Origin of the sequence: Streptomyces sp. Act143, assembly GCF_003143935.1 — a bacterium.
GTDB lineage: Bacteria > Actinomycetota > Actinomycetes > Streptomycetales > Streptomycetaceae > Streptomyces.
This window is the reverse complement of record NZ_QFRX01000001.1, coordinates 6093567-6113901: the sequence shown is the minus strand read 5'-3', so window position 1 is coordinate 6113901 and position 20335 is coordinate 6093567. Positions and strand designations below refer to the sequence as shown.

15 protein-coding genes and 1 riboswitch are annotated in these 20335 nt (G+C 72.5%); of the genes, 8 read left to right on the top strand and 7 right to left on the bottom strand.

Features of this window, described 5'->3' with window-relative positions:
- Positions 1-336: 336 nt before the first annotated feature.
- Both DI272_RS27910 and DI272_RS27905 read right to left on the bottom strand, forming a co-directional pair.
- Positions 337-2775, bottom strand: a complete 2439-nt coding sequence (locus DI272_RS27910) for a DUF5682 family protein (protein WP_109497976.1) — start codon at positions 2773-2775, stop codon at positions 337-339.
- Between the two features lie 150 nt (positions 2776-2925).
- The gene (locus DI272_RS27905; RefSeq protein WP_109497975.1) at positions 2926-4056 is read right to left on the bottom strand and encodes an AAA family ATPase; all 1131 of its coding nucleotides are present in this window, start codon (positions 4054-4056) and stop codon (positions 2926-2928) included.
- A 166-nt stretch (positions 4057-4222) separates the two neighbouring features.
- Here DI272_RS27905 and DI272_RS27900 point away from each other — a divergent pair, with 166 nt between their 5' ends.
- The 3 genes from DI272_RS27900 to DI272_RS27890 all read left to right on the top strand — a co-directional run bounded on the left by DI272_RS27900 (position 4223) and on the right by DI272_RS27890 (position 7649).
- Positions 4223-5569 (top strand): SWIM zinc finger family protein, encoded by a 1347-nt coding sequence (locus DI272_RS27900; RefSeq protein WP_109497974.1) that lies wholly within the window; start codon positions 4223-4225, stop codon positions 5567-5569.
- The gene (locus DI272_RS27895) at positions 5563-5883 is read left to right on the top strand and encodes a hypothetical protein (RefSeq protein WP_109497973.1); all 321 of its coding nucleotides are present in this window, start codon (positions 5563-5565) and stop codon (positions 5881-5883) included. Before DI272_RS27900 ends, DI272_RS27895 begins: the two co-directional genes overlap by 7 nt.
- A gap of 143 nt (positions 5884-6026) precedes the next feature.
- Positions 6027-7649, top strand: coding sequence for a DUF5691 domain-containing protein (locus DI272_RS27890; RefSeq protein ID WP_181387331.1), 1623 nt, complete (start codon positions 6027-6029; stop codon positions 7647-7649).
- A gap of 65 nt (positions 7650-7714) precedes the next feature.
- On the opposite strand, the gene DI272_RS27885 is transcribed toward DI272_RS27890, so the two are convergent.
- The gene (locus DI272_RS27885; RefSeq protein WP_109497971.1) at positions 7715-8131 is read right to left on the bottom strand and encodes a cobalamin B12-binding domain-containing protein; all 417 of its coding nucleotides are present in this window, start codon (positions 8129-8131) and stop codon (positions 7715-7717) included.
- A 515-nt stretch (positions 8132-8646) separates the two neighbouring features.
- On the opposite strand from DI272_RS27885, the gene DI272_RS27880 reads away from it, so the two are divergent.
- Together DI272_RS27880 and DI272_RS27875 are read left to right on the top strand one after the other, a co-directional pair.
- Positions 8647-9513 (top strand): alpha/beta fold hydrolase, encoded by an 867-nt coding sequence (locus DI272_RS27880; protein WP_109497970.1) that lies wholly within the window; start codon positions 8647-8649, stop codon positions 9511-9513.
- Between the two features lie 209 nt (positions 9514-9722).
- Entirely contained in the window at positions 9723-11213 is a 1491-nt protein-coding gene (locus tag DI272_RS27875; protein WP_258314698.1) for a M23 family metallopeptidase, read from the top strand.
- A 50-nt stretch (positions 11214-11263) separates the two neighbouring features.
- Here the strand turns inward: DI272_RS27875 and pcrA are convergent, their stop codons facing one another.
- Together pcrA and DI272_RS27865 are read right to left on the bottom strand one after the other, a co-directional pair.
- Positions 11264-13753: a DNA helicase PcrA gene (pcrA, locus tag DI272_RS27870; RefSeq protein ID WP_109497968.1), complete on the bottom strand. Its 2490-nt coding sequence runs from the start codon at positions 13751-13753 to the stop codon at positions 11264-11266.
- A gap of 74 nt (positions 13754-13827) precedes the next feature.
- Positions 13828-14919 carry a ScyD/ScyE family protein gene (locus DI272_RS27865; protein WP_109497967.1) on the bottom strand — a complete coding sequence of 364 codons (1092 nt, stop codon included), beginning with the start codon at positions 14917-14919 and terminating at the stop codon, positions 13828-13830.
- A gap of 261 nt (positions 14920-15180) precedes the next feature.
- Positions 15181-15352, top strand: a riboswitch (cyclic di-AMP (ydaO/yuaA leader).
- A gap of 8 nt (positions 15353-15360) precedes the next feature.
- On the opposite strand from DI272_RS27865, the gene DI272_RS27860 reads away from it, so the two are divergent.
- On the top strand, positions 15361-16524 hold the full coding sequence (locus DI272_RS27860; RefSeq protein WP_109497966.1) for a C40 family peptidase: 1164 nt from the start codon (positions 15361-15363) through the stop codon (positions 16522-16524).
- A 15-nt stretch (positions 16525-16539) separates the two neighbouring features.
- Here the strand turns inward: DI272_RS27860 and DI272_RS45530 are convergent, their stop codons facing one another.
- Complete coding sequence (locus DI272_RS45530) at positions 16540-17133, bottom strand: hypothetical protein (RefSeq protein WP_258314697.1); 594 nt, start codon at positions 17131-17133, stop codon at positions 16540-16542.
- A 240-nt stretch (positions 17134-17373) separates the two neighbouring features.
- Between DI272_RS45530 and DI272_RS27850 the strand changes: the two genes are divergently transcribed.
- Complete coding sequence (locus DI272_RS27850; RefSeq protein WP_109497965.1) at positions 17374-18366, top strand: tellurite resistance/C4-dicarboxylate transporter family protein; 993 nt, start codon at positions 17374-17376, stop codon at positions 18364-18366.
- Here the strand turns inward: DI272_RS27850 and DI272_RS27845 are convergent.
- The gene (locus tag DI272_RS27845) at positions 18344-18697 is read right to left on the bottom strand and encodes a hypothetical protein (RefSeq protein WP_109497964.1); all 354 of its coding nucleotides are present in this window, start codon (positions 18695-18697) and stop codon (positions 18344-18346) included. The two genes, DI272_RS27850 and DI272_RS27845, sit on opposite strands and share 23 nt — an antisense overlap.
- A 504-nt stretch (positions 18698-19201) precedes the next feature.
- Between DI272_RS27845 and DI272_RS27840 the strand changes: the two genes are divergently transcribed.
- Positions 19202-20269, top strand: a complete 1068-nt coding sequence (locus DI272_RS27840; protein WP_109497963.1) for a C40 family peptidase — start codon at positions 19202-19204, stop codon at positions 20267-20269.
- The last annotated feature ends 66 nt before the right edge of the window (positions 20270-20335 follow it).

The following is a 20335-nucleotide window of genomic DNA, read 5'->3' as shown; positions in this document are numbered from 1 at the left end:
GCACTGGCCGCCCCACCGGACCCTGCGCGCACCCCAGCCACTCCGCCGGAGCCTGCTCACGCACTGGCCGTCCCACCGAACCCTGCGCGCATCCCAGCCACTCCGCCCGGACGAGGTCGGGCAGCGGGTGACCGGACCGGGCCCGTTCCGCCGCCGGTGGCCCTGCCATGGACCATCCCGGCTCTTCCGGTTCCGCCGAAGGCCGCGCCCAGAGCGGCATCACCCGCACCCTCACCGCCGGCCGTCCTTCGGCCGTCGTCCCCGCCGCCTGCTGCCGGACCGTCAACTCGCCCGCCTTCTCGGCGCGTTCGTCCGGCCCGCTCGTCCGCTCGGTCATCATGTCCCCACCCCCGCAAGGTCGTTGTCCTCGGCGTTCCGAAGGACCGGAACGCCGTCCAGCCCCAGCAACAGCCGCACCACCGGCAGCACCGCGTCCGCCCGCGCGCCGTCGAGGTCGGCCGCGAAGCCGGGTATCCCGGCACCGCCGGCGCCCGCGCCGACGCCGCTCCCGTTCCCCGGACCCCGCCGGACCAGTTCACCGAGGGTCCGTCGCACCCCCGCCTCGTACGCCGAGAAGGTCCTGCGCAGCAGCGGCAGCACATCCGTGAACGCGTCGGCGGGCACCGCGGTCAGCCAGTCGTCGACGAGCCCGAGCAGCCGCTCGTCGTGCACCAGCAGCAGTCCGCCCCCGGCGCTCCCCCCGACGAAACCCTCGATCCAGGCCGCCGCGTCCGCCGGTGGCGTGCCCGGCGACAGCACGAGCCCCATGAGCCGCGCCGCCTCGTCCTGCCCCAGCTCCCCGTCGTCGAGCAGCAACCGCACGGCCCGCCCCCGGATGACACCCGGCACGGCGTCCCGCGTCCCCAGCACCCGCAGCACGGAGCGCCAGCGGGCCCGGAGGGCGTTCGGGGCCCGCTCCGTCCCGCCCGCTCCACGGCCGTCCGCCCCGCCGGCCCCGGTCGCGTCCCCCAGCAGCCCCACCGCCCCGTGCACCGCGTCCACATGGCTCCGCATCTCCGCGGCGGCGTCCGCGTCGAGTGCGGCGCAGGCCGGCGGGAGGCCGACGAAGATCCGCTCGGCGAGGCCCTCGGCGACCTCGGCGAGGGCGTGGGTGTCGGTGCCGCGGACATCGCCGTACCGCAGGGAACGGACCAGGGCGGGCAGCGCCTGGGCCAGATGGCCGACGTCCGCGTCCAGGGCCGCGCGGTCGGCGAGGACCTGCATCACCACGGGGAGGGCGTCCGGGAGTTCGGCCAGCAGACAGCGCTCGGCGAGGGCGGTGACGTCGGCGAGACCCGGCGCTCCGACGGCGTCCGCCTCCGCCTTGGCCGTCGCCGCGGCGGGCACGGTCGTCCCCCACACCCCGGCCTCGGCGACCCGCACGGCCAGCTCCGGCTCCCAGCGCAACCGCCATGTCTCCCGGAACGTGCCCGTGCTCCCCCGCGACGTCACCGGCTCACCCCACGCCACGCCCAGCAGCCGCAACCGGTGCAGCAGCCTGCTGCGGGCGGAGTCGATCTCCTTGCGCAGATCGAGCTCCAACTCCCGCTCCAGCGCCTCCGGCTTGAGCCGCAGCCGGCGCTGCGCCCGGTCGAGGTCCCGCTGCAACGGCACCGCGGGCGCGCCCTGCGGCACCTCACCGAGCACGTCCCCGACCACCAGCCGGTCGTGCACCAGTGACAGCGGCACGTCCGAGCCCTCGCACATCACCGCCCGCACGGCGTCGGTGGTCTCGCCCAGCCCGGCCAGCGGGCGTCCGCGCATCGCCGCGAGCGTCTCCGCCAGCCGCACCGCCTCGATGACGTGGGCCGAGGAGACGATCCGGTCCTCCTCCCGCAGCAGCCCCGCCACCTTGGTCATCCACCGCTCGATCGGCCGGTCCGGCGCGGTGAACAGATGCCCGTACCACCCCGGCGAGTCGATGCCCGCGCCGTAGCCGCTGACCCGGGACAGCCTGCGGTGCGTCCACGGCACCCACGTCATGTCCGTCTTGACCTTCGGCAGCCCCTTCAGCAGCGCCCGGTCGGCGGCGACGGACGTCCGGCCGCGCAGTGCGGGCACATGCCACGCCCCGCAGACGACGGCCACCCCGCCCCGGAACTCACGCTGTGCCGCGCGCACTTGGAGGCGCATGTACGCCTCCCGCACGAGGTCCTTGTCATGGCCCCCGTGGCCGTACGTCTCCCGCAGCGCCGTCATGGCCTCTTCCAGCGCGAGGAACGGCCCGAACACGTCGTCCCCGGCGCCGCCCCGATGCTCGACGACGTCCTCCCACCAGCGCTCGGGGTCGTCGTACCCGGCCGTGTCGGCGAGCACGGCGAGGGGGTCGACCCGCACGTCGACCGCATCGGCGTTCCCCGTCCCGTCGGACCCGTCAGTCCCCTCGATCCCGTCAGTGGTCAGGTCCCTCCCCCACGCCAGCGAGTGCGTCGCCGGCAGGTCGATGAAGCGGGCCGGGACCTCGTGCTCCAGGGCCCATCGCATCGCCACCCACTCCGGGGAGAACTCGGCCAGCGGCCAGAACGCCGACCGGCCGGGCTCGTCCACGGCGTGGGCGAGGAGGGCGACCGGTGGCCGCATGTCCGCGCCGGCGGCCAGCGGGATCAGGGCGTCGGCCTCGGGCGGGCCCTCGATCAGGACGATCCCCGGCCGGGCCGCGTCCAGCGCCGCCCGCACCGCCCGGGCCGACCCGGGCCCGTGATGCCGTACGCCGAGCAGCAGCGGCTCCCCGCCGATCACTCCGCCCCCGGCCCCGCCCCCGTCAGTCCCGGTCACGCCATCCCCTCCCACGCCATCCCCTCCCCTCGGGGACCGCCGATCCCTGGCCTCCGCCCGAACCCCCGGAACCCCCCGAGCCGCCCGAACCTCCCGATCCGCCGCTTCCCTGGCCCCCGCCAGGCTTTCCCCACCCCAGGTCGTCCCCGCTCACGCGCTCACCTCGCGGCACGCGCGGTAGAAGTCCGTCCAGCCGTCGCGCTCGCGGACGACCGCTTCCAGGTACTCCTGCCAGACGACCCGGTCGGCCGCCGGATCGCGGACGACGGCGCCGAGGATGCCCGCGGCGACGTCACCGGCGCGCAGCACCCCGTCCCCGAAGTGGGCTGCCAGGGCGAGGCCGTTGGTGACGACGGAGATGGCCTCCGCCGTCGACAGCGTGCCGCTGGGCGACTTGACCTTCGTGCGTCCGTCGGCCGTGACCCCGTCGCGCAGCTCACGGAAGACGGTCACCACGCGGCGGATCTCGTCGATCCCCTCGGGCACGGCGGGCAGGTCGAGCGAGCGGCCGATCTGGTCGACGCGCCGCGAGACGATGTCGACCTCGGCCTCGACGCTCTCCGGCAGCGGCAGCACGACCGTGTTGAAGCGGCGGCGCAGGGCGCTGGAGAGGTCGTTCACCCCGCGGTCGCGGTCGTTGGCCGTGGCGATGAGGTTGAAGCCGCGGACGGCCTGCACCTCCTGTCCCAACTCCGGTATCGGCAGCGTCTTTTCGGACAGGATGGTGATGAGCGTGTCCTGGACGTCGGCGGGGATGCGCGTCAGCTCCTCCACCCGCGCCGTCATCCCCTCCGCCATGGCCCGCATGACAGGGCTCGGCACCAGTGCGTCCCGGCTCGGGCCGTTCGCCAGCAGTTGCGCGTAGTTCCAGCCGTACCGGATCGCCTCCTCCGGGGTGCCGGCCGTGCCCTGCACCAGCAGGGTCGAGTCGCCGCTGACCGCCGCGGCCAGATGTTCGGAGACCCAGGTCTTCGCCGTGCCGGGCACGCCGAGCAGGAGCAGGGCGCGGTCGGTGGCGAGCGTGGTGACGGCGACCTCGACGATGCGGCGCGGGCCCACGTACTTCGGTGTGATCACGGTGCCGTCGGGCAGGGTGCCGCCCAGCAGGTACGTCGCCACCGCCCACGGCGACAGCTTCCAGCGGGCCGGGCGCGGGCGGTCGTCCTGCGCGGCCAGCGCGGTGAGTTCGGCGGCGAACGCGTCCTCGGCGTGCGGTCGCAACGCCTGGGCAGACGTCGTCTCCCCTGTTTCGACGGGCATCGGCTCAACGGACACAGACATGGCGAAGTCCCCCTCCAGCTCGGCCGGTTCTGCCGTTCTCGGATCTGGCACCCACCTTGCACCACACCACTGACAATCACCCTGACCTGCGGAAACGCGCTCACCGACGGCCCGGCCGCCCCGGTCGCCGGACCGATTGTCAGTGGTGGGACCTACCGTCGAGGACATGACTCAGCAGGGGGTGCGCTGGACTGCGGACCAGGTGCTGGCACTGGCGCCTGACGCCGCGTCACGCAAAGCGGGAAGCAAACTCGGGGCGGCGGGGCCGTGGTCCGAGGCGGGGAGTTCCGACGAGGGGACGGTGTGGGGGCTGTGCAAGGGCAGTGGCAGCAAGCCGTATCAGACGGTCGTGGACATCGCGGACGTGTCCGGGCCCGCGTACAAGTGCAGTTGTCCGAGCCGGAAGTTCCCGTGCAAGCACGCGCTCGGACTGCTGCTGCTCTGGGCGGGCGAGGACGGAGCGGTGCCGTCGGGGCAGGCGCCGGACTGGGCGGAGCAGTGGATAGAGGGGAGAAGGCGGCGCGCCGAGGAGAAGAAGTCCGCGGAGTCCGCGTCGTCCGGTTCCGGTGATCCGGAGGCGGCGCGGCGTCGGGCGGAGCGCCGGGCCGAGCGGGTCACCGCGGGGGCGACGGAGCTGGAGCAGCGCCTCGCGGACCTGTTGCGCGGCGGGCTGGCCGGTGCCGAACAGGCGGGGTACGGGCTGTGGGAGGAGACGGCGGCCCGTATGGTCGACGCCCAGGCTTCCGGGCTGGCGGCACGGGTGCGGGAGCTGGGGGCGGTCCCGGCCTCCGGTCCCGGCTGGCCGGTGCGGCTGCTGGAGGAGTGCGCCCTCCTCCACCTCCTGGACCAGGGCTGGCTGCATCGCGACCGCCTGCCGGAGGGCCTGGCGGCGACGGTCCGTTCCCGCATCGGCCTGCCGGCCTCCGCGGACGGCCCGCCGGTACGGGACCACTGGCTGGTGCTCGCCCAGTACGACACGGCGGACGCCCGCCTGACCACCCGCCGCATCTGGTTGCACGGCACGGGCTCCGGCCGCAGCGCCCTGCTCCTCTCCTACGGCGCCGCGGGCCGCGCCCCCGAACTCGCCCTGCCGGTGGGGCTGTCCCTGGAGGCGGAGGTCTCCGCGTATCCGGGCGCGGGCCAGTTGCGCGCGGCCCTGGGCGAGCAGTTCGCACCACCGGCTCCCTCCTCCCTGCGTCCGCCGGGGATGACGGCGTCGGAGGCCGCCGCCCGCTACGGCGACGCGCTGCGCGACGATCCGTGGCTCGACTCGGTCCCGGTGACCCTGGACCAGGTCGTCCCGACCCCGGACGGCGACGGCTGGCAGCTCGCGGACGCCGACGGCGCGGCGCTGCCGCTCACGCCGACCGCCCGCTCCCGCCCCGGCTTGTGGCGCCTGGTCGCGCTGTCCGGCGGCGCCCCGGTCAAGGTCTTCGGCGAGTGCGGCCACCGCGGCTTCACCCCGCTGACGGCCTGGCCCGAAGGGACGGGCGAGCCGGTCCGGCTGTGCTGACCCCGATCGCCGCGACCGACCCAGCCGACCTGATCGACCTGCCCGATCCAGCCGACCCGACCTCTCCGACCCACTCGACCGACCTGGGAGTGCCTACGTACACCACCGGCCGCGCCACGTTCACCGTCCGCTCCGCACACGACGACAACGTGCACGCCACATGCCTCGGCAGCCAGGCCCACGCGTACGACCACCACACCAACCACCACAGCGACAGCGGCGGCGACAACGACGACAACGTCCACATCACGTACGCGCGCAGCAGCCACGCCCACGCCACCGCGAGCATCCGCCGACGAAAGGCACTCGTATGAACAGGACGCCTGCACCGGTGAACGGGACGCCCGCCCCAGCGAACAGAACACCCCCACCGGCGAACGCGACGCCCGCCCCAGCGAACAGAACACCCCCACCGACGAACGCGACGCCCGCCCCAATCAACAGAACACCCCCACCGATGATCGCGACGCCCGCCCCGCCTCCGGCGGCACCCCCGGCCACCTGGGAGGACCTCGTCACCACCGCGCTCCTGGGTACCGACCGGCGGCCGACGGTGGTCGGGGCGACGGGCCGGGATGCCCCGGTCGCGCTGCTGGACGCCGCCGCGGCGGAGACCGTACGGCGGCGGGCGGGGCTGCGGCCCGCGCGGGCGGCGGCGCGCCCCGAGCCGGCGCCCGCGGACCCGCGCCCCGCGCTGCCCGCCGCCGCGGCCCGCAGGCTCGCGATGCTGCTGTCCGACCGCCCCGGCACGGGCGGCGGAGGCCGCAGGGGCACGGCACCGGACCTCATGGAGCTGCTGCCGCAGTGGCTCGCGGCGGCGAACGCCCGAGGGTTCGCGGCACCCGCGGAGCTGCTCCCGGCGCTGCTGGACGCGGCCCGGGGGCGTACGGACCTGCGGCCGGCGGCGCTGGCGTTCGCCGGTTCGCGCGCGGTGTGGCTGGCGCGGCTGAATCCGGAGTGGCGGTTCGCGCTGCGCGCGGCGCCGGGCGGGGACGCGGCGCTGCCGCACCCGCAGGACGGGGAGCGGGTCCGGCAGTTGTGGCAGGAGGGCCTGTTCGCCGAGCGGGTCGCCCTGCTCGCGGCGATACGGGCCCGCGAACCCGCCGCCGCGCGGGAGCTGCTGTCGGCGACCTGGGCGACGGAGCGGGCCGAGGACCGGCTGATGTTCCTCGACTCGCTGCGGACGGGGCTGGGCGCGGACGACGAGCCGTTCCTGGAGCAGGCGCTGTCCGATCGCAGCCGTAACGTCCGGGCGACGGCGGCCGAGTTGCTGTCGGCACTGCCGGGGTCGGCGCTCGCCTCGCGGATGGCGGTCCGGGCGGCGGCGTGCGTGGCCCTGGACCGGACGCACGAGGTGCCGTCGATCGTCGTGGAAGCCCCGCACGAGTGCGATTCGAGCATGGAGCGGGACGGTGTCGTACCCAAGGCTCCGGCGGGACGGGGTGAACGGTCATGGTGGTTCGGGCAATTGGTGGAGGCCGCCCCGCTGGCCACCTGGTCGGCGCGGCTCGGCGGGCGGACGGCCGAGGAGATCGTGGCGCTGCCGGTGGCGGACGACTGGCGGTCCGAACTGCACGCGGCGTGGTGCCGGGCGGCGGTGCGGCAGCGGGACGCCGGCTGGGCGCGGGCGCTGCTCGGGGCTCCCGCGGCGCCCGAGGCCGGTGGTCCCGGGGCGGTGTCACTGGCCGAGCGTGCCAAGTTGCTGGGGACGCTGGCGCCGGGCGAGCGGGCCGGCTGGGTGGCCGGTTTCATCGCGGCGCACGGCCTGTCGGAGGCGTTTCAGCTGCTCGGGGGGTGCGCGGTGCCGTGGGCCGGGCCGCTCGGGCGGGCCGTGGTGGACGCGCTCAACATCGCACGGGACGCGGGGAGTTACCCATGGAGTTTCAGTGGGGTGATGGGACTGGCCGAGCGGTGTCTCGATCCGGCGGAGGCGAGTCGGCTCGACGGGCTGCTGGCGGTACCGGACGAGACCGAGGACGCGTCACCCGGAGCCGGGGGCTACTGGGCGGAGGCGTTCCAGCGCCTGGGCACGACGCTGCGACTGCGGGCGTCGATGCTCGAGGAACTCGGACCGGCGTAGCCGTGCGGCCACGCCGACCCGCCGCAGCCGGACGACGGCACATCGCCGCTCGTCCGGCGGAGCGCTCAGGCGCCGGCCGGCGTCCGCACGTTCGCCCGCACCCAGTCCACGATCGACTGCGTCGTGGCCCCGGGGGTGAAGATCTCCGCGACGCCCTTCTCCTTCAGCGGGGCGATGTCCGCCTCGGGGATGATGCCGCCGCCGAAGACCAGGATGTCCTCCGCCTCGCGGTCCTTGAGCAGGTCGATCACGGCGGCGAAGAGGGTGTTGTGGGCGCCGGAGAGAATGGACAGGCCGATCGCGTCGGCGTCCTCCTGGATCGCGGTGTCGACGATCTGCTCGGGGGTCTGGTGGAGGCCGGTGTAGATGACCTCCATACCGGCGTCGCGCAGAGCCCGCGCGATCACCTTCGCCCCGCGATCGTGGCCGTCGAGCCCCGGCTTCGCCACCACCACGCGGATCGGACCGGCTGCCACACCCATCACTGCCTCCATGAAGCGCCTTCGGCTTCCTCACACCACATTGTGCGGGGAAGTGAACGAACGTTATCTCCAGCATCCCGCAAGCGGCAGTTTCGCGGTGCGGACCGAGGGGGAAATCACACGGTGGGACACGTTCGCCGCGCACCGTTCCGAGTCTTTGCGGCACACGGACCGCAGATCCCTGCGGCCCCGGTACCGCAGCGGGAGCAAGCGCAACGGGAGCCGCAACGAGGTCGCCGCACCACCGCGCCGCGGGCCGCGCGCCGTGGCGGTGCGGTGTGCCGGCGGAGGCACGAAAGGCACGTAAGGCAGGTAAGGCACGACAGCGGGGAGCCTCGTCGCCACACCGGCAGAGAGTCTCGTCACGTCATCGGCGCGGCACACTTCGGTCACGCCATCCGCCTGGCCCACCCCACGCGCCCTCCGCATGCCACGCCGGCCGCCTTCGGCCCGGTATCCCATGAGGGCACACGGGGGACAGAGGAGTCCTTCTGTGTGCCGACAGGAGGTCGGCCATGAAGGTCACCCGGGCAGTTCAGCCCCTGTTTCCGCTCTGCCAGCGGCTGCTCCCGGGCAGACTGGCGGGACTGTCCGTGGCGCTGCTGAAGGCGACCGCCCTGGAGATCGCGATCCTCGCCGGACACCTTCTGCTCTATCCCTCGGGTGTCTTCCAGGAACGCCGCGCGCCGGCCGCCCCGCTCCCTTCCCGGGACGGCCCCGCGCAGCTGCCGACGGAGGCCAAGCCGCCGGTCGTCCTGCTGCACGGCTTCATCGACAACCGCTCGGTCTTCGTCCTGCTGCGCCGCAGCCTCCTCCAGTACGGCCACCAGCAGATCGAGTCGCTCAACTACTCCCCGCTGACGTGCGACATCCGCGCCGCGGCGGAGCTGCTCGGCCGGCACATCGAGGAGATCTGCGAGCGCACGGGCAGCGAGCAGGTCGACGTCGTCGGGCACAGTCTGGGCGGGCTGATCGCGCGTTATTACGTGCAGTGCCTCGGCGGCGACCTCCGGGTCCGCACCCTGGTCACGCTGGGCACCCCGCACTCGGGCACCCGGGTGGTCCCGCTGGCCGACGCCCATCCGATCGTGCGCCAGATGCGCCCCGGCTCCGACCTCCTCGCCGAACTCGGCCGGCCCGCGCCCGGCTGCCGTACGCACTTCGTGAGTTTCTGGAGCGACTTCGACCACCTGATGGACCCGCTGGAGACCGCCTGCATCGACCATCCCGACCTGATGGCGCAGAACATCCAGGTGACCGGGATCGGGCACCTCGCCCTCCCGGTGCATCCGGCCGTCGCGACCGGGATACGGCAGGCCCTCGACACCACGGGGACGGGAACGGCGACCGCCGCGGACGCCGACGGTCTCACGGTGGCGTGACAGCCCCGGCACAGCGCTGAGACAGCCGTCCAACGTCGAACAATCTTCGAACACAAAGCCAAAGTCGCGCCCACAGTCCCCCGAAACACGGCCGAATGCCCGTTTCCTTCAGACGCGAAACCTGCCGAAGATTGTCGCGCCCGCATACCGCCGGGTACAGTCACCGCACTGCTCTGGCAGCCCCTGTTGTCGAGGCGAAAGAGAAGTTGGTGAACGACCCGTACACGTCGGGGACCATGACCACCCCGGCTCCGGCTTCTGATGCCTCGTCGACGCACTACGCGTCGTACGGCACGCAGGAGGCCCAGTACGGCGCCGACTTCGCCGGTTACGGCTACGACACCGGCGCCCACACCACCGCGCACTTCGACACCGACCCGCTGTTCGGCAGCCTCCCCGGGGAGAACGCCGCGAGCACCGGGTCGTACGACGCCCAGCAGTGGTCGACGGGCACCCATCAGACCCTGAACTACGACGCGTACGCGGCCCAGCACCACGCCGCCTACGACACCGGCGCGTACGACACCACGGGCTGGACCGGCGAGTATCAGCAGCTCTCCGCGATCCCGCCGCAGGTCGGTGCCGTCGGTGCGGTCGACGCGAGCGGTCAGTGGGACGCGGGCGCCTGGCTCCAGCCCGACCAGTCCGGGAACGCCGCCGACCAGACCCAGCACTGGCAGTGGGGCACCCAGACCTTCGACACCGGCGCCTACGACGCCACCCAGTGGAACGCCGACAGCGCCACGCCGGCTCACGAGGAGCCTGTCGACCATCAGGCGACCGCGCTGTTCGAGCAGATCGCCTACGACGAACCCGCCGGACACGAAGCCGAGTTGAGCGACACGGGCGAGCTGCCCGCCCTCTCCGAAGAGGAGAGCGAAGCCGCAGCCGACGCGCCCCCGCTCCTCGACGACCAGGAAGACCCCACCCCCGTCCCGGGCTCGCGCATGGCCGCCCGCGGTGCGGGCCGTTCCCGCCGCCGCCCGCCCGCCAGGCGTTCCGCGCTGATGAAGATCGCCGTGCCCTCCGCCTGCGTCATCGGCGTGACGGGCATCGCCGCCGCCTCCGTCGGCGGTATGAGCAGCGACAAGGACACCTCGACGACCGCGTCCGACGCGACCGCCGTCAAACCGTCCGCCGCGAACAACAAGCTGGACACGCAGCTGGAGAGCCTCTCCGCGGGCGCCGACGACTTCGCCGACCGGGCCAGCCGTACGCAGGAGCGCATCGACCTCAAGGCCCAGCAGGCGGCCGAGAAGAAGAAGGCGGCGGAGGAGGCGGCCCGCAAGGAGCGGCTGCGCCCCAAGTTCGCCCTCCCGGTCGCCCAGCACGGCCTCAGCGCCTACTACGGCCAGGCCGGCGTCAACTGGATGTCGGTGCACACCGGCATCGACTTCCCGGTCTCGTACGGCACCACCGTGATGGCCGCGACCGACGGCATCGTGCGGACGCAGTGGAACAGCGCCTACGGCAACATGATGATCGTGACCGCGAAGGACGGCACGGAGACGTGGTACTGCCACCTCTCCAGCTACCGCGTCGCCTCCGGTACGACGGTCAAGGCCGGCGACCCGATCGCGTACTCCGGCAACTCCGGCAACTCCACCGGCCCGCACCTGCACTTCGAGGTCCGCCCGGCCGGCGGCTCGGCGATCGACCCGCTGCCGTGGCTGCGCAGCCACGGCCTGGACCCGACGTAAGCGCCGCGTTCTTCACGGGCCCCCACCTCTGCGGCGGGGGCCCGTACTGCTTACAGCTTCTCCACCGGCGCGTACCGCAGCAGCAGCCGCTTCGGTTTGGCCTCGCCGAAGTCGATCGTCGCCTCCGCGTTCGCGCCCGTGCCCTTGACCGCCATGACGGTGCCGAGCCCGAACTGGTCGTGGGTGACGCGGTCGCCGACGGCCAGGGAGACGACCGGCTTCTCGGCGGCGCGGCGAGTGGCGAAGCCGGACGCGCCCGAGGCCGAGGAGCGCGAGCGCGAGGACGACAGCGAGGACGCGACGCCGGAGACCGGGCCCGCCGGGGCCGCGGTGGCGCCGGTGCGCTTCCACTCCACGTGCTGCTCCGGGATCTCCGACAGGAAGCGCGAGGGCGGGTTGTACGACGGCTGCCCCCACGCGCTGCGCAGCGACGAGCGGGTCAGGTACAGCCTCTCCCGCGCGCGCGTGATCCCGACGTACGCCAGGCGCCGCTCCTCCTCCAGTTCCTTGGTCTGGCCGAGGGAGCGCATGTGCGGGAAGACGCCGTCCTCCATGCCGGTGAGGAAGACGACCGGGAACTCCAGGCCCTTGGCGGTGTGCAGGGTCATCAGGGTGATGACGCCGGAGCCGTCCTCGTCCTCGTCGGGGATCTGGTCGGAGTCGGCGACGAGCGCGACCCGCTCCAGGAAGGCGGCGAGCCCGGGCGATTCCTCCCCCTCCTCGCTCTCCTGCTCGAACTCCAGGGCCACGGCGGCGAGTTCCTGGAGGTTCTCGATCCGGGTCTCGTCCTGCGGGTCGGTGGAGGACTGCAACTCGGCGAGGTAGCCGGTGCGTTCGAGCACCGCCTCCAGGACGGTGGCCGGTCCCGCGCCGGAGTCGACGATCGTACGGAGCTCCTCCATCAGCACGTTGAACCGCTTCACGGCGTTGGTCGACCGCGCGGCCATGCCGTACGCCTCGTCGACGCGCTTGAGCGCCTGCGGGAAGCTGATCTTCTCGCGCTGGGAGAGGGCGTCGATCATCGCCTCGGCGCGCTCGCCGATGCCCCGCTTGGGGACGTTGAGGATGCGCCGCAGGGGCACCGAGTCCTCGGGGTTGGCGAGGACGCGCAGGTAGGCCAGGACGTCCCGGACCTCCTTGCGCTCGTAGAAGCGGACGCCGCCGACGACCTTGTAGGGCAGGCCGACGCGGATGAAGATCTCCTCGAAGACTCGGGACTGGGCGTTGGTGCGGTAGAAGACGGCGACATCGCCGGCCTTCGCCTCGCCCGCGTCCGTCAGTCGGTCTATCTCCTCGGCGACGAACTGTGCCTCGTCGTGCTCGGTGTCGGCGACGTAGCCGGTGATGCGCGCGCCCGCGCCCGCGTTGGTCCACAGGTTCTTGGGGCGGCGGGACTCGTTGCGCTCGATGACCGCGTTGGCGGCGGACAGGATCGTCTGGGTGGAGCGGTAGTTCTGCTCCAGCAGGATCGTCGTCGCGTTCGGGTAGTCCTCCTCGAACTGGAGGATGTTGCGGATCGTCGCGCCGCGGAAGGCGTAGATCGACTGGTCGGCGTCACCGACGACGCAGAGCTCGGCGGGCGGGACGTCGAACTCGTTCGGCGGGACGTCCGTGTCCTGCGCTCCGGTGCCGACCAGCTCTCTGACCAGGGCGTACTGGGCGTGGTTGGTGTCCTGGTACTCGTCGACGAGGACGTGCCGGAAGCGGCGGCGGTAGTGCTCGGCGACATCGGGGAACGCCCGCAGCAGGTTGACCGTGGTCATGATCAGGTCGTCGAAGTCGAGGGCGTTGGCCTCGCGCAGCCGCGACTGGTACATCGCGTAGGCCTGGGCGAGGGTCTTCTCGAAGCCGTCGGTGGCCTGGGCAGCGAAGTCCTCCTCGTCGATCAGCTCGTTCTTGAGGTTGCTGATCTTGGCGCTGAAGGACTTGGGCGGGAAGCGCTTGGGGTCGAGGTCGAGGTCCCGGCAGACGAGCGCCATCAGCCGCTTGCTGTCGGCGGCGTCGTAGATCGAGAACGACGACGTGAAGCCGAGCTTCTTGCTCTCCCGGCGCAGGATGCGCACGCACGCGCTGTGGAAGGTCATCACCCACATCGCGTTCGCGCGCGGGCCGACGAGCTGCTCGACGCGCTCCTTCATCTCGCCCGCGGCCTTGTTGGTGAAGGTGATCGCGAGGATCTGCCCCGGGTGCACGTTCCGCTCGGCCAACAGGTAGGCGATGCGGTGCGTGAGCACCCGCGTCTTGCCCGATCCGGCGCCGGCCACGATGAGCAGCGGGGTGCCGGAGTGCACGACTGCGGCCCGCTGGTTCTCGTTCAGCCCCTCGATCAGCGCCGCCGCGTCCAGGGCCGGGCGCGGGGCGCCGTCGCGGTAGTACGCGTCCCGGTCCGGCGGCACGTCGAACTTCCCGCCGAACAGATCGTCCGGAAGGTGTTCGGGTTCCGGTCCGTGCTCGTCCTCGGGCGGCGGCGGGGGTTCCTCCTCGTGCCCCTGGGGGGCCTGGAGGTTCGCCAGGAAGCTGTCGTCAAAGAGGCCTGTCATCGCTCTCCGAGTCTAGGGCTCCCCACTGACACCCCGCCGCCGCCCCGAGAACATGCCCGGAATCCGGCGGCTCCCTAGAACCCGAGGATCTTCCAGACCTGCCCGCCCGGCGTCTTCTTGCCCTCCATCACCGTGCCGTCACGGTCCGCGACCGACCAGGCGGAGACGTACACCTTGCCGTCGTACGGGTCGACGGCGAGGCCCGCCGGGAACGGCACCTTCACGTTCGTACGTTTGCCGTGGGCGACCTTGGTCACGACGCCCTGGAAGAGCTGGCTGACGTACAGGTCGCCGCCGCTGTTGAAGGCGATCCCGCTGATCGGGCCGAAGCCGGACTTCCAGCCGAGGATCTTGCCGGTCCACGGGTCGACCTTCCACACGCGCGCGGTGGGCTTCTCGGTGAGGCCGTTGAGCTCGCCGACGTAGAGGTTGCCGTCGGGGCCGAGGGCGAGGGAGGTGGGGACGGTCTCGCGCTTGTCGTGGTCCGGGAAGACCGTGAAGGGCTTCGCCTTGCCCTGCGGGGAGACGACGACCAGGTCGTTCCCGGCGGCGTCGGCGACGATCTTCCGGCCGTCGGGGAGGGCGAGGACGGCGTACGGGTTGGAGTCCACGGAGGCCTTGTGCGGGTTGTACCTGAGCTCCACGGCCGAGATGTCGGCGGCGATCCTCGCCTTGCCGTGATCACCGTTCTGCTCGATGCTCAGCAGCTTGCCGAGCTTGTTCCACGGCGGGGTGACCGGGACGCCGGCCTCCGGCGGGGCGAAGGTCTCGATGCCCCAGAGCTCGCCGTGGAGGGCGGAGACACCGTCCACGCCGGTCGCGAGGCCGCCGTCGGGGGCGGCGCCCGAGGGGAGGCCGCGGACGACCCGGTAGTGCTGCCAGGCGCTCCCGTCCCAGTAGATCTTGGTGACGGCGAAGGAGAGCCCGATGCAGGTCTCGCCCTCGGGGCCCGCACCGATGCACTTCTTGCCGCCCCGGCCGGCTTCGGCGACGTACACGTGACCGTCGTCGTAGGAGAGCTGGCGCGGGTTGTCGAGGCCGGTCGCGATGACGCGGACGACGGGTTTGCCGCCGCTGTGCCCTCCGGAGGCCGTCGCGGGGGCGATGCCCGCGGTGGCGGCGAGTGCGACGCCGGTGGCGACGACGAGTGATGTACGGGTCTTCATGGCCGTGTCCCTCCCACCCACGGTGTGCGACCGCGGGTCGGCTGGAAGTTAGCGCCCAGAACGGGCCGGACGCCGCCACTCCGCCCAAAATACGTACAAATCTCCGCAGATCATTCCGTATTGACCACGCTCGGCCACGTCCTGACCTAAGGTCACGAAAATGTATCGGGCCTATCGGACATCAACCTTCACAGCGGCCACACGAGTTGGCTACCGTGCCGGGCAGGCCGTACGACCCCCACCGGCGAACGTCGCCGGGCCGCGCGGCCTCCGCCGAGTCCGGTGCGCCCGTCGGGGCAGCCGGAGCCGGGGACCCACACCGACCTTGGGGTGAATCGGCCACCTCCCGCACGGGGGACGGCCGTAGGGCACACCTTCCGAACCACCCGCCCGAACCCGACAGCTAACTCGGTAGGCGGAACATGGAAGGAGTCGCCTCCCTTGGCGTCGCACGCAAAGCCGCGTCCTGCGGGAACGCGCGTAGCAGGCATACGCACCCCCGCGCTCGCAACGGCCGCCCTCACCTCCGTGGCGCTGCTCTCCCAGACGGCCACCGCCGCCCCCTCGACCGACGACAAGCCGAGTCTCGAAGAGGTCGAGAAGAAGGTCGACGACCTCTACCGGCAGGCGGAGTCGGCGACCGAGAAGTACAACTCGGCCAAGGAGAAGACCGCCAAGCAGCGCGAGGAGGTCGACACCCTCCTCGACGACGTCGCCCGGCGCACCCAGAAGCTCAACGAGGCGCGCGAGGAGCTCGGTTCGTTCGCCGCGGCCCAGTACCGCACCGGCGCCACCGCGCCCGACACGGCGACCTTCCTGCTCGCGGACACCCCGCAGGACTACTTCGACCAGACGCAGCTGATGGGCCGCATGACGGACCGTCAGAAGGGCGCGGTCGACGACTACATCTCCGCCCAGTCCGCGACGATGAAGAAGCGCCAGGAGGCCACCAAGAGCCTCGAGACGCTCACCGAGTCGCAGAGCGACCTGAAGACCGCCAAGGCGACCGTCCAGCGCAAGCTGTCCGACGCGCGCGAGCTGCTGTCGCAGCTGACCGCCGAGGAGAAGGCGCGGCTCGCGGCGATCGAGAAGAAGAAGCAGGAAGAAGCCGCCCGCAAGGCCGCGGAGCTGGCGGAGCAGCAGAAGGCCGCCGAGCAGAAGGCGGCGGAGGAAGCGGCGGCCCAGCAGGAGAGCAGCTCGTCGTCGTCCTCGTCGTCGTCCTCGGAGACCGCCGACACCTCTTACGCCACCAAGGCCGACAAGGCGCTCGCCTTCGCCCGCGCGCAGATCGGCAAGCCGTACGTCTGGGGCGCCACCGGCCCCGACTCCTACGACTGCTCCGGCCTCACCCAGGCCGCCTGGAACGCCGCCGGCATCTCCCTCCCCCGCACCACCTACGACCAGGTGAACTTCGGCACCACGGTCTCCCTCTCCAACGCCCAGCCCGGCGACCTGGTCTTCTTCTACGACGACATCAGCCACGTCGGCATCTACATCGGCAACGGCATGATGATCCACGCGCCGAAGCCGGGGGCGTACGTCCGCGAGGAGTCGATCTACTACGACGGCGAGTCGGCGATCCACAGCGTGGTGCGCCCGGCCTGAGGTGGGCCGCCGGGGTCAGTGACCACCGCGGTTCTCCACGCAGGGCCCCGCCCCGGGCTGGGGCTCGGCGTAGACACCGTGCACCTCGGTGGTCAGCTCGCCCTCGGTCACCAGGCCGGACACGCACGCGATGCCGGTGTAGACGGCGTAGAACCCGTTCCCGACGAAGACGCCGTGCTCCGGCCCGCAGCCGAGCCGCCGGAGCGCCGCCTCGACGCGCTCGTCGGCGAAGACCCCGTACTGCCCCGCCCCGCCCTCGTCCCGGACCTTCTGCAGCTCCTTCCGGATGAGCCCGGCCGACGCCAGCCCACTGGCCCGCCCCTCCGCGCTCAGGGAGGCCTGCATGCGGTACGCGTGGTTGTCGGCGTAGTTGGGGGGCTGGTCGCCGGGACCCGCGTCCCGCCGCCCGGTCGCCCTCGGGGCGGGGGAAGAGGAGGCGGGCGCGGGCGTCTCGGCGGCCTGGGCGCACCGCGGCGGGGGCGGATAGGAACGCGTCGGGGAGGCCGCCGCCGCGGGTCCGTCCCCGGCCCGCTCGCTTCCGCAGGCGGTCAGGGTGAGTGCCGCGAGCACAGGGAGGGCGGCCAGGGCGACTGATCGTCTGTAGGACATGGGCGCAGTCTCACCGGCCGGGCTCACCCGTGTCATGAGCGCACATACTCAGACGCGGCCCGTCCCAAGCCGCCCACCGCTCCGCGCCCGCGCGCTTTCTCCACGCACGCGCGCGTACGCGTTTTTTCGTCACGCGCGCGTACGCGCTTTTCGTCACGCACGCGCGCGTAAGCGTTTTTCTCCACACACACGCGCGCGTGCCCCACCACCATCCCCCGGCCCGCTCCTTAGCATCACCCCATGCCCCGAACGCCCCACTCCTCCCCCTTCCGTACCTGGTGGGCGCAACGTCCCCCCGCCGCCGGTTCCGCGGTGATGGCGACCGGCATCGTGTCGGTCGGTCTGCATCTGTCGGGGTACGAGGTGGTGTCCCGCATCGCCCTGGTGGCGGCGTGCCTGGCCTGGGTGGCGCTGGCCGCCGACTTCGCCGTACGACTGCTGCGGGAGCGGACGCGATGGGTGGCGGAGGCGGAGACGCCGGGGGCGCTCACCGCGATCGCGGCGACCACGGTGCTCGGCACCCGCTTCTCCGCCCTGGGCCGGCAGCAGCTCGCGGAGGCGCTGCTCGCGCTGGCCGCGCTGCTGTGGCCGGTGCTGATCGTCCTGGTCGTGGGGCACTGGAAGCGGCGGATGCCGGGGGCGGTGTTCCTGGCGTGCGTGGCGACGCAGGGCCTGGCCGTGCTGGGCGCGACGCTCGCGGCGGCCGTGTCGACGGCCTGGCTCGCGCACACGGCGCTGGTGATGTTCTGGCTCGGCCTGGTCCTCTACGGCCTCGCCCTGGCCCGCTTCGACCTGCGCCAGGTGGTCGCGGGCGCCGGCGACCACTGGGTGGCGGGCGGGGCGATGGCCATCTCGGCGCTGGCGGGGTCGAAGCTGGTCGCCGCCGACAGCACGAACCTGTACCTGTGGAACGCCGACGACCGCGGCGTCCTGCGCGCCGTGACCGTCGCTCTGCTCGTCCTCGACCTGTCCTGGTACGTCGTCCTGCTCGTCGCCGAGATCGGGTGGCGGCGCCCGCGTTACGACGTACGCCGCTGGGCGACCGTGTTCCCCATGGGGATGACGGCGGCGGCGACCATGTCCGTCGCCGCCGCCCTGGAGGTGTCCTGGCTGAAGACGCCCGGCGAGGTGCTGCTGTGGATCGCCGTGGCGGTGTGGCTGGCGGTCGCCTCGGGAGCCGTCGCCGCGGCCCGGGCCGGCATCGGTGCCGTCAGCTCCACAGCACGGCGATGAGGATGTTCACGACGACGAGTGCGGGAACCGCGCTGAACAGCGCCTTGTCCACCCTGGCCTCGTCCCGCTTCACATAGATGAGCCCGAGGAGCACGACCAGCACGGCCAGTTTCACGGCGAGTTTGACGCTGTTCAGCGACTGGTCGTCCGCCTTGTTGAGCGCAACCAGGAGCACGCCGGTGCCCAGCATGGCGAGGGCACCACGGAGCATCAGCGGGTGGAAACGGGCGGTCCCCTGGTTCATCGCCTTCACCTGGGTGAGAAAGCCGCCGAGCAGCACGACGATGCCGACGAAGTGCAGTACGAGGAAGACAGAGATGAGTACGTCCATGAGCCCGGAGCCTATTTCAGTGCCCCTTGAGTAACCCTGGACTATCCCCTCGCCTCCCCTCCTCTCGCCAACGATCTTGCATATATGCGGCCCATAGCACCCGGCGGCCCGCCCACGCCTGGATATCGGCAGTTCGGTCAGCACCCCGCGTGAAGTCGGCTGCGTCGCAGCGGGATCGCGGTCGTATCCGGTCACCCGGCGGACGCCTGGGACCAGTTCCGCGCATCCCGTTACCCCCACGACACACACAGGTTTAGCGTCCTCCACCAGGTGACCGGCTCCCCACCGCCGCCCGGGCCAGGGGCGGCAGTCGATCACCACCGCCGAGAAGGTCCGGCGGCGGCCCGCTCCCCCTGTGCGGGCCGCCGCCGGACGCGTAACCCGCCCCGGGCGGTCGTACGACGCTCCCCCTGGCGTCGGCACGGCCGGTGACGGCCCGGGGCGGCACCCCGGACCCCCGGACCAGGCGGTAGCTCGTACGGTACGAAAGGACGTGCAGTCCACGTGGCAGCGCACCGCAAGCCCAAGCAGCGCACGGTCGGCGGCAACACGGCCCGCGCGGCGGCGACGATCGCCCTCGCGGGCGCGGCGACGGCGACGGGCTTCGACGGGATCGGGCACGCCGAGCCGAACCTGACACCGGCACAGGTGAAGGCGAAGGTGGACAAGCTGTACGAGGAGGCGGAGGTCGCCACCGAGAAGTACAACGGCGCCAAGGAGAAGGCAGACGCGGCCGAGGGACGGCTGAAGACGCTCCGCGACGAGGCGGCACGCAAGACGGACAAGCTCAACTCGACGCGGGACGCGCTGGGTTCGATGGCGGCGGCACAGTACCGGGAGGGCGGCCTGGACCCCGCCGTGCAACTGGCCCTCTCCTCCGACCCCGACAGGTACCTGGACAGCGCGGAGTTCGTGGACCGGGCGAGCACCCGGCAGGCGGCGTCCCTGGCGAGCGTGCGCGAGCAGCTCCGCGAGATCGAACAGCTCCGCGGCGCCGCCCACATCGAGCTGACCTCCCTCAAGTCCCGCCAGGCGGAGCTGAAGCGCCACAAGAAGACCATCACGAGCAAGCTGGCGGCGGCCCGCCACCTGCTGGCGCAACTGCCTGCGGACCAGCGCGCGACCGAGACCCAGCACGCGTCGCGGGATTCCGGCGGTGCGGGCGGCGGCCGGGACACCCTGACCCCCACCACCGGCACCGCCTCCACCGCCCAGGCCCCCAACTCCCGTGCCGCGGCGGCCATCGCCTACGCCTACTCCAAGATCGGCAGCCCCTACGTCTGGGGCGCCACCGGCCCCGACGCCTTCGACTGCTCGGGCCTGACCCAGGCCGCGTACCGCTCCGCGGGCATCTCCCTGCCCCGCACCACCTACGCCCAGATCGACACGGGCCGCCGCGTCTCCCGCTCCGAACTCCAGCCGGGCGACCTGGTGTTCTTCTACTCCGCCATCTCCCACGTCGGCATCTACATCGGCAACGGCCAGATGATCCACGCACCGAACCCGACGTCGACGGTGCGCATCGCACCTCTTGACGAGATGCCGTTCGCGGGGGCGACGCGGGTGGTGTGAGCGAGGGGGTCACCCCGCGGCCCGGCCGCCTGTACCTTGTTCCCACCGCGTGAGGAGCGAGGTACG